13 protein-coding genes, 1 tRNA gene and 1 pseudogene are annotated in these 13,754 nt (G+C 43.6%); 7 read left to right on the top strand and 8 right to left on the bottom strand.

Annotation, left to right across the window (positions count from 1 at the left end; all coding sequences use genetic code 11):
• Nucleotides 1-468: pseudogene (locus tag HRT75_RS12285) on the bottom strand (hypothetical protein); the annotation flags it as partial.
• Between the two features lie 100 nt (nucleotides 469-568).
• Between HRT75_RS12285 and proS the strand changes: the two are divergent.
• The 3 genes from proS to rpsT all read left to right on the top strand — a co-directional run bounded on the left by proS (nucleotide 569) and on the right by rpsT (nucleotide 2,481).
• Nucleotides 569-2,044, top strand: coding sequence for a proline--tRNA ligase (gene proS, locus HRT75_RS12280; RefSeq protein WP_291187173.1), 1,476 nt, complete (start codon nucleotides 569-571; stop codon nucleotides 2,042-2,044).
• 96 nt (nucleotides 2,045-2,140) lie between these two features.
• Nucleotides 2,141-2,212: transfer RNA gene (locus tag HRT75_RS12275), tRNA-Glu, on the top strand.
• A gap of 17 nt (nucleotides 2,213-2,229) precedes the next feature.
• Nucleotides 2,230-2,481, top strand: coding sequence for a 30S ribosomal protein S20 (rpsT, locus tag HRT75_RS12270; RefSeq protein ID WP_272833656.1), 252 nt, complete (start codon nucleotides 2,230-2,232; stop codon nucleotides 2,479-2,481).
• A gap of 331 nt (nucleotides 2,482-2,812) precedes the next feature.
• Here the strand turns inward: rpsT and HRT75_RS12265 are convergent, their stop codons facing one another.
• The 3 genes from HRT75_RS12265 to rho form a co-directional block, all read right to left on the bottom strand.
• A complete protein-coding gene (locus HRT75_RS12265; RefSeq protein WP_291187170.1) occupies nucleotides 2,813-3,496 on the bottom strand; it encodes a hypothetical protein in 684 nt (227 codons plus the stop codon).
• A gap of 307 nt (nucleotides 3,497-3,803) precedes the next feature.
• The gene (locus HRT75_RS12260) at nucleotides 3,804-4,517 is read right to left on the bottom strand and encodes a T9SS type A sorting domain-containing protein (RefSeq protein WP_291187167.1); all 714 of its coding nucleotides are present in this window, start codon (nucleotides 4,515-4,517) and stop codon (nucleotides 3,804-3,806) included.
• 435 nt (nucleotides 4,518-4,952) lie between these two features.
• Nucleotides 4,953-6,590, bottom strand: a complete 1,638-nt coding sequence (gene rho, locus HRT75_RS12255; protein ID WP_291187164.1) for a transcription termination factor Rho — start codon at nucleotides 6,588-6,590, stop codon at nucleotides 4,953-4,955.
• Nucleotides 6,591-6,788: 198 nt separating this feature from the next.
• Between rho and HRT75_RS12250 the strand changes: the two genes are divergently transcribed.
• Nucleotides 6,789-7,199, top strand: a complete 411-nt coding sequence (locus HRT75_RS12250; protein ID WP_291187161.1) for a DUF4293 domain-containing protein — start codon at nucleotides 6,789-6,791, stop codon at nucleotides 7,197-7,199.
• A 732-nt stretch (nucleotides 7,200-7,931) separates the two neighbouring features.
• Here HRT75_RS12250 and HRT75_RS12245 read toward each other — a convergent pair.
• Entirely contained in the window at nucleotides 7,932-8,423 is a 492-nt protein-coding gene (locus HRT75_RS12245; RefSeq protein ID WP_272833649.1) for a metallophosphoesterase family protein, read from the bottom strand.
• A gap of 38 nt (nucleotides 8,424-8,461) precedes the next feature.
• On the opposite strand from HRT75_RS12245, the gene truA reads away from it, so the two are divergent.
• Entirely contained in the window at nucleotides 8,462-9,208 is a 747-nt protein-coding gene (gene truA / locus HRT75_RS12240; RefSeq protein ID WP_291187154.1) for a tRNA pseudouridine(38-40) synthase TruA, read from the top strand.
• Nucleotides 9,205-10,971 (top strand): ABC transporter ATP-binding protein, encoded by a 1,767-nt coding sequence (locus HRT75_RS12235; protein WP_291187151.1) that lies wholly within the window; start codon nucleotides 9,205-9,207, stop codon nucleotides 10,969-10,971. Before truA ends, HRT75_RS12235 begins: the two co-directional genes overlap by 4 nt.
• Nucleotide 10,972: 1 nt before the next feature.
• Here the strand turns inward: HRT75_RS12235 and HRT75_RS12230 are convergent, their stop codons facing one another.
• From HRT75_RS12230 to folP, 3 genes are read right to left on the bottom strand one after another with little or no spacing between them, the layout of a single operon-like run.
• On the bottom strand, nucleotides 10,973-11,773 hold the full coding sequence (locus tag HRT75_RS12230; RefSeq protein ID WP_291187148.1) for a DUF3667 domain-containing protein: 801 nt from the start codon (nucleotides 11,771-11,773) through the stop codon (nucleotides 10,973-10,975).
• Between the two features lie 4 nt (nucleotides 11,774-11,777).
• On the bottom strand, nucleotides 11,778-12,551 hold the full coding sequence (locus tag HRT75_RS12225; RefSeq protein ID WP_291187145.1) for a diadenylate cyclase: 774 nt from the start codon (nucleotides 12,549-12,551) through the stop codon (nucleotides 11,778-11,780).
• 56 nt (nucleotides 12,552-12,607) lie between these two features.
• On the bottom strand, nucleotides 12,608-13,456 hold the full coding sequence (gene folP / locus HRT75_RS12220) for a dihydropteroate synthase (RefSeq protein ID WP_291187142.1): 849 nt from the start codon (nucleotides 13,454-13,456) through the stop codon (nucleotides 12,608-12,610).
• A 132-nt stretch (nucleotides 13,457-13,588) separates the two neighbouring features.
• Between folP and HRT75_RS12215 the strand changes: the two genes are divergently transcribed.
• A partial coding sequence (locus HRT75_RS12215) for a DUF1599 domain-containing protein (protein WP_291187175.1) occupies nucleotides 13,589-13,754 on the top strand: 166 nt, incomplete at its 3' end.

The following is a 13,754-nucleotide window of genomic DNA, read 5'->3' as shown; positions in this document are numbered from 1 at the left end:
CAGAGGCAGATGGCGTCCTCCCGATACGAGAGGGGCTGTACTATGATGAGTCTCAGCACCCCATCCGTTGTCGTAAACGTTTACAGTAACGTCGGTGGCGTTTGTTCCCCAAGGTCCAAAGGATTCTTGTTCCTCTTCAATAACGATAAGTCCGTTATCATCAACGGTCTCTGCTGAAGTGTAACTGTCTATATCTGTGAAAATATCTGCCTGATCGGAGATATTAGAGATTTGAGCACTCTTGGTGCCAAAGTATTGTTTGTAGTAGTTGCTGTTGGCATTCTGATCTGCAGCCGCAGTCTGAGCGCCAGTATTGTCTGAAGGTACTCCCATTGTTCCAGTGGAGTAAATGCCGTCTTCTGAGTAGGATGCATTTTGGTAGGTTCCGCAGGAGGTTAAAAGCAGTCCAAAAAGGCCAACTAGGGTCCAGTTGAAGGGCTTTTGCAGGAAGGAAGTAACTCTTTTCATAGCAACATAGTTTTAATTGTTGAACATTATAAAATTAATTAGTTTTGCCAAGATTAACTAATTGCTGTAAAAAGAGCAATTTCTATGCCAAACTCAGGAAATGGGAAAGAATTTAACAAGTAGAAGCGAGGATTATTCCAAATGGTATAACGAGCTAGTAGTGAAGGCCGACTTGGCTGAAAACTCCGGTGTTCGAGGATCTATGGTGATCAAACCCTATGGTTATGCAATTTGGGAGCGCATGCAAGGCGAATTGGACCGTATGTTCAAAGAAACAGGTCACAAGAATGCCTATTTCCCGCTATTCATCCCAAAGTCTTATTTCTCTAAAGAAGCCAGCCACGTAGATGGTTTTGCTAAGGAATGTGCGGTGGTAACGCACTATCGTTTAAAGAATGCTGAGGACGGTAGCGGAATTGTAGTAGATCCTGATGCGAAGTTGGAGGAGGAGCTGATTGTTCGTCCTACCTCTGAGACCATTATTTGGGATACTTATCGCCGTTGGATTCAGTCTTACCGAGATCTTCCTATTTTAGTGAACCAGTGGGCTAATGTGGTGCGTTGGGAAATGAGAACACGTCTGTTTTTGCGTACTGCGGAGTTTTTATGGCAAGAAGGGCATACGGCTCATGCCACCAAAGAAGAAGCTATTGCTGAGGCAGAACAGATGATGCATGTCTATGCGGAGTTTGCTGAGAAATTTATGGCAGTTCCTGTAGTTAAAGGAACCAAGACAGAAAGCGAGCGCTTTGCGGGAGCCTTGGAGACCTATTGTATTGAAGCTTTGATGCAAGATGGTAAGGCGTTGCAAGCGGGAACCTCTCACTTTTTAGGGCAGAACTTCGCCAAGGCCTTTGACGTTCAGTTTACCTCCAAGGAAGGCAAGCTGGAGCACGTATGGGCAACCTCTTGGGGAGTGTCTACCCGTTTGATGGGAGCGTTGATCATGACGCATTCTGATGACAATGGATTAATACTACCGCCATCTTTGGCGCCAGATCAAGTGGTGATTGTACCTATATATAAAGGAGAAGAGCAGTTGGCTGCGGTAAGTGAAGTAGCTCATAAGCTGCAAGCAGATCTTAGAGCTGCTGGAGTACGCGTACATTATGATGATCGTGATACCCACAGACCGGGCTGGAAGTTCAGCGAGTACGAACTTAAAGGAGTGCCGGTGCGAATCGCCATTGGTCCAAAGGACATGGAGAACGGTACGGTAGAGATTGCCCGTAGAGATATCTTTAAAAAAGAGATTATTGCGAACGATCAAGTGGTAAGTACGGTTACAGGACTGTTGGAGGAGATCCAAAACGGCTTGTATGACCGTGCAGTTGCTTATCGATCGGAACACACTACAGAGGTAAATAGCTACGAAGAGTTCAAAGAAGTGCTTAACGGTAAAGGCGGATTCATTTCGGCCCACTGGGACGGAACCGCAGAAACTGAAGAGCGTATCAAACAAGAAACCAAGGCAACCATTCGTTGTATTCCGTTGGATGCCAAAGAAGAAGCAGGCAGCTGTATCTACAGCGGAAAACCGTCTGCGAGAAGGGTTTTATTTGCGAAGGCTTACTAGGGAAGAAAAAATTTTCAGTTCCTTCAAAAAAAGTTTTGCATAATATTGCGACAATAAAAAATAGTTGTATTTTTGCATCCGCATTTGAAACCAAATGGCCCGTTCGTCTAGGGGTTAGGACGCCAGGTTTTCATCCTGGTAACAGGGGTTCGATTCCCCTACGGGCTACTAATTAAAAGTAGAAAATGGCAAATCATAAGTCAGCTTTAAAGCGCATCAGAAACAGCGAGACCAAACGTCTACGCAACCGTTACCAGCACAAAACGACTCGTAACGCAATGAAGCGTTTGTTTGAAACTACCACTAAGAAAGACGCAGAGAAAATGTTCCCTGCCGTTGCCTCTATGGTAGACAAATTGGCCAAGCGTAACATTATTCACAAGAATAAAGCCGCTAACCTTAAATCAAACATGGCGAAGCACGTAGCTTCTCTATAAAGAAAACTACTTTTCGGTATTAGAAACCCCCAAGCGAAAGCTTGGGGGTTTTATTTTTATTTGCTTTTTTTCCTTCACACTTTTTTCTTGATAAAAAAGTGTGCAAAAAATCAAGTCGCTTAGAATGTCATTTAGCACCTTGTGCTAAACCCCTCGGTTTTTCTGAGTCGCAGGACGCTCTGCGTCCTTTAAGCGAACTCGCACCGAACAAACCTCGGTTGCCATGTAAGCGACGGTTTTTTAGCTGCCAGCTTGTTTTCTAGCAGGCTCGTGAGAGAGTCGCGGATTTGATTACATGCTAGAGTGTATCAAAAGAAATATTGAAGTGTGATCAATTGAGCTTCATTTCTCTTATTTCTTCTTCTTTGAGAACTTTCCAATTGGAACAGAGAAAGTGGCCCGAAACTACGGTGTCATTATCAAAGTAACCGAAATCTTCGTTTAATCTTAAGTTATAGCTTCCGAATATATCTGAGGCTATTGAATAGTGCATCTTAGAAATTGCAATTTGATATTTGTTTGTTTCGCTTTTTTTAAAGTGTTGTCCGTTGTATTCTGGCTCAGTTGACTTAGAAAATAACTCAATGCTTTCTATTAGTTCATCTTTAATTTGGATTGTTAGAAACTTAAATTGACCACTGATATCCTTTAGATCGCGTGCCATAAACGCTGCAATTTTGCCACCTGAATTATCTACGATTCCAATCGAATCTAATTCACTTTGATTCGGAATTCCTGAGATTATTTGAATCTTTATAGTATTGTTCTTCACACTTTTCTCACAGTAGCAAAGAGCTCCTATTGATCTTTCTATCTCAGAGTTAGATACTATCTGAGTAAGTGATTGTAGGTAACTTACTTTGCTCGTATCGATGGTGAAGGTGCTTTTGAATGTAATTTCAGATTTATCAAGTACGTGTTCCTGAGAATCTAGTTTATAATCTGAGTGGCCTTTTATGTTCTTTTCACAACCTAAGAGAATGGTTAATGAGGTTAGGATATAGATGGTTTTCATAATCCCAAAAGAGCAACTATTGTGCCTTTATTTTTAACGGCCCCTTCTGCACAGCGTCTGTATATGAGCAAAGATCGCTTCGATGTCGCGCTTTAAGTCGCAGAGCGAAGCGCGACTCAGATTTTGCGAATGGTTTGGCGCGACTTCGTATCTTTTTCAACGCAGGAGCGCCAAAACAGACTTTGAAGGGGCTAGACTTTTTTGCGGTGCTTCGTGAAAATGTCCACTGGACATTTTGTACCACCAATTTGGCGATGAAAAAAAGTAGGAGAAAGGGATCAAGGCCCTCGCCTTGAAAATTAAAAGCTCACCGTTTAACCACCTTAGTAGTAAAAACTTCTTTGCTTGTGGTGATCTCTAAAAAATACACGCCACTGGCAAGGGCTGAGATATCATATTGCCCAGAAGGGTTGTAGGTCAATTTACGCTGCATTCCGCTAAGGCTGTATAGTTTTATTTCACTGTCTGCTGCTAGGGCTTTGTTGATCACAAAATAATCTGAAGTAGGGTTGGGGTAAACCTTGATTGGTGATAAACGCTGTTCATTAACGTTTAAAGTGGTTGGTGTAAAATACAGGTAAAAGCCACTGCCAAATCCAAGGGTTAAAAGAGGTTCTCCGTCTGAGCCAGTTGTTATGGAATATTCGTATTCTAGAAGGGGAACTGGAAGGTTGAGTTGCCAGAAATAAGCATCCTCATAATTGTTTTGACTCTCTGAGTCACAAGTGTTGTCTGTAGCTGAAAACTCGGGAATGAAAATACTTTCTAAACCAGTTCCAACACCTACAGAAAAACTGCCTGTAAATGAATTGCAAGCTCCAAAGCCTTCAAAGCTAAGGTCTGAATTTACTTTTAAATAAGGTGTTATTGCCGGACTTACATCTTCCGTATAGGCCGTAGGTAGTAGATCTCTATCTATAGCAATTAACCCCCAGGTATTCACCAGCTCAGGGTCGTAATCTTGTGCAGCGGCATTTCCCCATAGACCAATGACAATTACAGTTAGTAAAAGTTTATTCATAGTGTATTAATTGTGGGGAGTCCCTTAAAACTACGAAAATCAAAGCCAAATAAAAACTCCGCCGCTACGCCGCGCCACTGAGTACTGTCTGTTACGAGTCCGTGCAATAGCGGCAGGAGCCGCGCACGGCTCAAGAAGTACGAAGGGTTTTGCCAAAGGCAAAAGGCGCATCTGTAGCGGCTAGACCTTTTGGTCACTTTTACGGCAATGGTAAAAGTGACATAAAAAAGGTGAGCAGCCCTCGCTGCTAAATAGAAGATTAGATAAAAGCAAAAAGATAAACACCCCGCGCAAGCGATCGCAGCGGCATCCTTTTTATGGAATAAAAAGATATAGCGAAGAGCGCGTTGCCGCCTGCGGCGGCATGCGCAAAAAAAAAAGAGCCTTGCAAAAAACAAGACTCCTTCTTTGAACTATAATTAAGATTTTTCTAGGCTACCCATTCATAGAAATGAGGAACTCTTCATTAGATCGGGTTTGCTTCACGCGGTCTAAAATGAATTCCATGGCCTCTACCGGGTTCATGTCTGCCAAATATTTGCGCATTACCCACATGCGTTGAATAACGTTTTCGTCTAGCAAGATGTCATCACGACGCGTAGATGAGCTCATTAGGTCAATGGCCGGGAATATTCTTCGGTTAGAGATACGTCTGTCTAACTGCAGCTCCATATTACCGGTTCCTTTAAATTCTTCAAAGATCACCTCATCCATTTTAGAACCAGTTTCTGTAAGTGCTGTAGCAATGATACTCAAACTACCGCCGTTCTCAATGTTACGGGCTGCACCAAAGAAACGCTTTGGTTTGTGTAGGGCGTTAGCATCCACACCACCAGATAGGATCTTACCAGAAGCAGGCTGTACCGTGTTGTAGGCTCGTGCTAGACGCGTGATGGAATCCAAAAGGATCACAACATCGTGTCCACACTCAACCAAACGCTTCGCCTTTTCAATAACGATGTTTGCTACGCGTACGTGTTCTGAAGCTTCCTTGTCAAAGGTAGAGGCAACAACCTCTCCGCTAACGTTACGCTGCATATCAGTAACCTCTTCCGGGCGCTCGTCAATAAGCAGTACAATTTGATATACCTCGGGGTGATTCGCTGCAATGGCGTTGGCAATGTCCTTAAGGAGCATTGTTTTACCCGTTTTAGGCTGCGATACAATCATTCCACGCTGACCTTTCCCAATAGGAGAGAAGAGGTCCATGATACGCGTTGAGATAGTCGCTTGCTTGTCTGCGATATTGAATTTCTCTTCTGGGAAGAGTGGTGTTAAGTGCTCAAAAGATACGCGGTCACGCACCACATTTGGGCTCAGGCCGTTGATCTTGCTCACTTTGATCAGTGGGAAATATTTTTCACCTTCTTTTGGTGGACGTACTTCTCCAAGTACGGTATCTCCAGTTTTTAATCCGAACAAACGGATCTGTGACTGCGATACATAAATATCATCTGGAGACGACAAATAGTTGTAATCGCTGGAACGCAAGAAACCGTAGCCGTCTTGCATGATGTCTAACACACCTTCGCTTTCAATGATGCCTTCAAACTCAAAGTCTGGCTCGCGGTAGCGGTTGCGATTGTCCTTATTGCCGTTGTTTTGATTCTTTTGGTTCTTCTGGTTACGCCCGTTATTGTTGTTACGGTTGTTATCCTTCTGACCTTTGTTCTTATGGTCTTGACTCTTATTGTTGTTGTCCTGACCTTTAGAATTGTTGTTGTCTTTCGCGTTGTTTTCTTTGCCTTTGTTGTCGTCTTTCTGCTGATTCTTCTGCTGATTGCGACGGTTGTCTTGGCGCTGGTTCTGCTTTCCGCGATTGTCTTGTTTCTTGTCTTGAGCGTTGTTCTGCTCTTTCTTAGGAGCTGGTTTTTGCTCGCTTTTTGGGGCTTGTTCTGCAGGTGCTTCGGTCTTAATTGCCTTAACAGCCTGAGGATTTGCTGCCTGGTAGTCTAAGATTTGGTATACCAGGTCTAATTTCTTTAAGCTTCGGTACTTGGGGACACTAAGCGTTTTTGCTAACTCCTGAAGTTCGGGTAGCTTTTTTGTTTTTAATTCAGAAATATCAAACATCTGAGGATAGAATTAATAGAATGTAATGAATGATGAATTTTCGTCGAAGAGAAAATCGTAAAATGTCTTGGAGAATAAGGAGTCGTGTGGTCTCAACTCCGAATTGATACTGCAATAATACAAATATATTTTGTTTAAATACGCACCCTCGATAAAAAAAGAAACATTATTTTTGCCCTCCAAACACGTATAAAAAGGATGTTACAACGCATACAAACCGTTTATATGTTGTTAGCGAGTTTAGCGCTAATAGGACTCTATGTTTGGTTTCCTGTAGTTGCTGACAACGCTGGCCAAGTATTGGTTTCCAAAGATGAACTTTTGGTAGCAATACCTATGGCCCTCGCAATACTCGTTGTTGCGATTTCGATCTTTCAATACAAAAAGAGACAGTTGCAGTTTGTGCTCAACAGACTGGCAATACTGTTGAACTTTTTTTTACTAGGAGTTTTCGTGTATCGTGCCCTAAGTGTATCCGGAGAGGCAATTGCTTCAGAGAAGGGTATTGGACTGCTCGTACCTGTCGTTTCTATCGTTTTTCTGGCTTTGGCCAACAAAGCCATCAGACGGGATGAGGAGCTCGTAAAATCTGCGGACCGTTTACGTTAAACCTATCATCTTAGTATATTAGTGGAAAGCCTTTGAGTATGCCAACTCAGAGGCTTTTTTGTTTTATCCCGAATGCTTCTTCATGCCTTCTGCTGCGGTCCGAGATCACTTCTAAAACCAACACTTTATTTTGCTTTTCATTGCTAACGTAGCGGTGCTACGCTTCGCCTTTCCAAAGCAATGGTTTTCATTGCGCTCTCTAACCTCGCTTAGAAGTCCTTCAGAGCATTCGGGATTTCGATTTAAAATTTACATAGATTTTTAGGGCGCATGCCGCGGTCGCGGCACCGGGCTTTCACTACTCGCTATTTGCTCAGCAAATGAGCTCAAACAGGCCGCTCAATCCCTTACGCAGGGTAATTATTTTTAATTGTAAATATTGCTTAGATATTCGCGGAGAAGTCCGCGTACCTTTTATGTTACTTTTTTCATCGCCAAAAAAGTAACCAAAAAGTCTAGCCGCGCTTAGAATGTCATTTAGCACTTCGTGCTAAACCCCTCGGTTTTTCTGAGTCGCAAGACGCTCTGCGTCCTTTTTGCGAGCTCGCACCGAACAAACCTCGGTTGCCAAGGTAGCGCGGCGGGTTTTTACTACTTGCGGGTGGCTAGGTTTTCAAAAAGGAGTGCGTGTCGCTAGACCTTTTTGGTCCTTTTTCCGGCAATGGGAAAAAGGACATAAAGAACAAAATAAAAATATTGGACTAGTCTTGATTTAGAAGACCGAATTGAAAGTTAGCGCTTCATTTCTATTACTTCAAGATTAGAAATCTTCTCCCCATCAATCTCAAAGCGAAGCATAGTCCTTACTTTATGAAACCCATGCTTTCCAGCGGCTCCTGGGTTCATATGCAGCAATCCTAATTTCTTATCGGGCATGACCTTTAAAATGTGCGAATGCCCGCAAATAAAGAGTTTTGGAGGGTTGCGGTAGATCTCTTCACGCACCCGACGGTCATAACGACCGGGATAGCCGCCAATATGCGTAATCCAAACGTCCACGCCCTCACACATAAAACGCAGGTTTTCCGGATACTCTTGACGCGCTTTTGCGTCATCGATATTGCCGTAGACTGCCCGTACTGGTTTTGCGGTAGCCAAGGTATCTGTCACGCCTAAAGAACCTATATCGCCAGCATGCCAAACCTCGTCGGCCTGCGAAGCGTATTCCAAGATTCGATCATCGATATAAGAATGGGTGTCTGAAAGCAGTAGGATTTTGGTCATGGGAAGCCTTATCTTTGCAACTGTAAAAGTACGAGAACTTGCGGTATTTTTTAGAAATAGCATTTGACGGAACCGATTTTCACGGTTGGCAACGCCAGCCCAACGCCAGCAGTGTACAAGAGGCCTTAGAAGAAGCCCTGCGCTTGGTGTGCAAGATCGATTCGGGTATCGTTGGGGCAGGTCGAACAGACACTGGAGTGCATGCCGCACAGATCATGGCTCATGTGGATTGTGATTTTGCTTTAGAACAGGATCCATGGCGAGATAAGCTGAATAGTTTTTTGCCACCCTCGATCGTCATAAAATCCATCCGCCAAGTTCAAGATGATGCCCATGCCCGTTTTCAAGCCACGGGAAGAACTTATAAATATTATATCAGTCTGGGGAAGAATCCGTTTGCAGTTCAGTTCAGTCACAGCTTGCATAGAACTCCAGATATAGCGGCCATGAATGAGGCGGCAAAGCTCCTTTTGGGGACTCAAGATTTTCAGTGCTTCTCTCGTTCTAATACTGACGTAAAAACCTATATCTGTGACCTCAAAGAAGCGTACTGGGTTCAAGAAGGGCAGCAGCTCGTATTTACCATCACAGCCGATCGTTTTTTGCGCAATATGGTGCGAGCAGTAGTGGGGACATTACTAGAAGTAGGCTATGGCAAGCGCGCTATTGATTCCATCCCGAAACTCATCGCCTCAAAAAATAGGGGTGAGGCAGGTGCATCAGCTCCGGCAAAAGGTTTATTTTTACACGAGGTTAGCTACCCTGAAGCCCTTTACAAATCATGAGCGAAAAATCCGGAAAGGCATTTGATTTCAAACTCTTTAAAAGACTGTTAGGTTTTACTAAAGCCTATCGGTGGATCTTTTATTTTGTAGCCATATCTGTGATTTTGATGTCGGCTTTGGCCGTGGCACGCCCTTATGTGCTAAAGGTCGCTATTGATGAATCTATCATAGGAAAAGACTCCGAAGCCTTATTGACCTATGTGCTGATTATGGGCGGGATCCTCTTTTTGGAAGTCTTGTTTCAATTCGCCTTTATCTTTTATGCCAATTGGCTGGGGCAAAGTGTGATCCGAGACATTCGCGTAAAGCTGTTTCAGCATATGTTGCGTTTTAAAATGGCCTATTTTGATAAGAGTGCCGTTGGACGTTTGACCACACGTGCGGTAAATGATATTGAGACCATTTCCAGTATTTTTTCACAAGGGCTGTTTATGATCATTTCAGATCTGCTGAAAATGGGCGTGATCATGGGCGTGATGCTGGTCATGAGTTGGAAGCTGGCACTGATCGTGTTTGCCATTCTGCCTATTCTAGTCTATGCAACACGGGTATTCCAACGCGCTATGAAATCAGCATTTGAAGAGGTGCGTACCCAAATTGCCGATCTCAACAGTTTTGTGCAAGAGCGTATTACGGGGATGAAGATCGTTCAGCTCTTTGCGCGTGAAGAAACGGAATACAAAGCCTTTCACGCCATCAATGAAAAACACAAGAAGGCTTGGATCAAGACCGTTTGGTACAATTCTATCTTTTTTCCTATTGCAGAGATCGCTTCTTCCATTGCCATTGGTTTAGTGGCTTGGTACGGGGCTCGTGACATTTTTGAAGGCGGAGCTATTACGGTTGGGATCATCACGGCATTCATTCAGTTCTCACAAATGCTGTTCCGTCCGCTAAGACAGATCGCAGATAAGTTCAATACCCTCCAAATGGGAATGGTTGCAGCCAATCGCGTATTTGCAGTATTGGATACCGAGGCGCAAATAGCCAATGAAGGTTCTCAGCAGTGGCAGGATGCCAAAGGCGAGATCGCGTTTAAAGATGTTCGCTTCAGTTATATAGAAGATGAAGAGGTGCTTAAAGGTATTTCCTTTGCCGTGCAGCCTGGAGAAACGGTTGCCATAGTAGGAGCGACTGGGGCTGGTAAATCAACCATCATCAATCTGTTGTCGCGTCTTTACGAGCGCGATTCCGGAGTCATTGCAATAGACGGTATGCCAATTGAAGAATATAAGTTAGAGTCTTTGAGAAAAGGCATTGCCATTGTTTTGCAGGATGTTTTTCTTTTTGCGGATTCCATCTATAACAATATCACCCTAAATGATCCTTCTATCTCTGAAGAAGAGGTGATCAAAGCTGCTAAGGCTATTGGAGTCCATGACTTTATTGAAACCCTACCTGGCGGTTATCACTACAACGTAAAAGAGCGTGGGAGTATGCTTTCTTCTGGGCAAAGACAGCTTTTGGCATTTTTGAGAGCCTACGTGAGTCAACCGGATATTTTGATTCTGGATGAGGCGACTTCTTCTATCGATACCTATTCCGAAGAACTCATCCAAAAGGCAACAGAGAAGTTGACAGAAGGCCGTACGTCTCTAGTTATTGCTCACCGTCTAGCTACAGTGAAAAAGGCCGATACCATTATTGTTATGGATCAAGGTAAAATTGTTGAAAAAGGTTCGCACCAACAGCTACTGGCCATTGAAGACGGTTACTACAAAAACCTTTACGAGGTGCAGTTTATGGCAGAAGAGGCCGTGTAGTCTATGCGACGAAAGCGGTTCCAAAGACCAACATAAAGATCACCACAGCGATCACTAGCAAGATGTAAATCCCGATCCCGACAAGAATAAACAAAAGGGAGCGCCAGACAATACCCAAGAAACTCAGTTCAAACATCCGCTTATAAACATAGGCGCTAAACAAGAATTGAATTAAAATAACCCAATAACTCATTTTCATATAGTTTGCTCCAAAGGGCAGCAAAATAAGTACGGGCAAGGTCATCGCCAAACTCAACCAAGATTGGGTATAACCCACGATCACAATATGCTTTAGGTAGGAATAGGCCTTTTGTTTAATGAAAGTAATCTTCGCTAATAGCGCATAAATAGGAATCATTAAAATATACAAGATGGCCTGATACTCCATCCACCACATATTTTCAGTGGGATCTTGTTGTTCCATGTTTTGAAAGAACGGATTGTCCTTTGATGATTCGCCCATAGCGTCAATCATCCACTGCATGTCTAAGGATTCAGGATAGATGTTCCGAATCACAAAAATCATCAATCCACTCGCTGTGATCGCAACGGCTAACCAATTGGCCAAGTTCATATGGCGTTTGCGAACCCCATCTATATATCCATCAATAACCTCTTTAGGTCTGAGCAACATATCGCGGAAAGTCCTTACCAACAGGTTCCGATCTAAATTCAAGAAGCGTTCCTCAAAATCTTGAGTGACGTATTTAAACGTAAAAGGTTCAAGTATGACGCGTGCTCCACAATGGTTGCAGAACTGTGCTCCGTGTTCTAGGGGTTCGTCGCAGTTTTTACAATTCATGAGGTTAGCTTAAATCGGTTCTGATCAGTTCACCCAAGGCTTCAAAATTCTCATAAGCGATGAATTCTCCATCTTTTATATAACTGATCTGTCCGTTCTCTTCAGATACGACCAGACACAAAGCATCTGTTTTTTCTGTAATTCCAATAGCCGCACGGTGTCTTAAGCCGAATCGCAGAGGAATGTTTCTGTCGTTAGAAACAGGAAGAATCACGCGCGTTGCGGTAATGGTATTACCTTCAATGACCATGGCACCGTCATGCAAAGGGCTGTTTTTAAAGAAAATGCTTTCAATGATGGGTTGATTCACCTCCGCATTCATACGGTCCCCCGTGTTCTTTACAAAGTCGAGGTTGGTGTTGCGTTCCATAACAATTAATGCTCCGGCGTATTGAGCTCCCATCTTTTTGCAAGCGGCTAAAATGTCTTGAACGTTGGTGCTTACCGCATCCCCACTGTTGTTGAGTTTGAATTGTTTGAAGAACTTTTTTCGAGCTTTGAAATTGGTGGATCCCACCATAAGCAGGAATTTTCTAATTTCCTGTTGAAAGACCACGATCAACGCAAAAACTCCAGCACCTAAGAATCCACCGAGGATCTTACTGAAGAGCTCCATTTCTAGGAGTTCGGTGAATTTCCAAACCGTGTAGAGAATCACGATCCCAATAAAGATGTTGATCGCAACGGTTCCTTTGACCAATCGGTAGAGGTAAAAAAGCAACGCCGCCACCAAGACGATGTCTACAATATCAATTACACGGATGTCTAGGAGGTTCAACGTTTTTGGCCTTTGCTTGTAAATTTAACAAATTAATGTTAAGTCAAAAGCCAGATTCAATCGCGGGATTCAATTAAGGCCTGATGCAGTTTTACACACTCCACGGCTGGGGCAACATCGTGTACTCTCAGAATGGCCGCTCCGCGATCTAAAGCCCAAGCATTCAGTGCTGTGGTCCCGTTTAAGGCTTCAGCAGCTGAACTTTCTAAAGTTCTGTAGATCATCGATTTTCTGGAAACTCCAGCCAGAATTGGGCAATCCAAGGCGCGGAGCAACTCCAATTGATCCAAAAGAGCGTAATTCTGCTCCACGGTTTTGGCAAATCCAAAACCTGGATCAATGATTACGTCATTGATCCCTAGCGCTTTTGCGCTGTGGAGCTGGGTGGCAAAGTAAGATTTGATATCTCGGATCAGATGATCATAGTCGGTAAGCGTTTTCATGGTTTGCGGCGTTCCGCGCATGTGCATCATGATATACGGCACTTGAAGTGCGGCAACTGTTTGGAGCATATTTTGGTCTAAATGACCACCACTGATGTCATTGATGATCGCTGCGCCGGCATCAATCGCTTGACGTGCCACCTCACTTCTAAAAGTATCTATGCTGATCAGGGCCTCTGGAAACTCCTTTAAGATAGCCTCAATGACGGGAAGAACGCGTCCAGCTTCCTCTTCAACAGAAATATCGTCAGCGCCGGGACGTGAAGAATATCCACCAATGTCCAGAAAGCTTGCTCCCTCTAATAGCATCTGCGCCGCGCTGTCTACAGCCTTCTCAACTTCAAAGTTCGTTCCGCCGTCGTAGAAGGAATCTGGAGTGACGTTGATAATCCCCATAACTTTGGGAATTTCAAAATCGATCAAGCGACCTTTACAGTTTATAGATTTCCAGTTTTTTGACATGGATGAAGTGGCTGTGTTTGTTCAAAATTAGGGCTATTCCAGCAATTTTTGCCGTGAATTCTAAAAGATTCAAAAAAGGCGTGAACTTTTCAATAATTTAAGCGAAATTTACGCAACCAATCCGATGTTTTTATGGCCCAAACAGCAATGCAATACGACGTGGTTATCGCACAGTGCAGAAGCTTGTTCATCAAGAAAATGAAAGATTACGGCAGTGCTTGGCGCATTTTGCGTTTGCCGTCTTTGACCGATCAGATCTTTATAAAAGCCCAACGCATCCGCAGCTTGCAACAAAACG

Origin of the sequence: Gilvibacter sp. (genome assembly GCF_013214815.1) — a bacterium.
Classification (GTDB): Bacteria; Bacteroidota; Bacteroidia; order Flavobacteriales; family Flavobacteriaceae; genus Gilvibacter.
The sequence above is the reverse complement of the archived record's forward strand: the minus strand, read 5'-3'. Positions and strand labels throughout refer to the sequence as shown.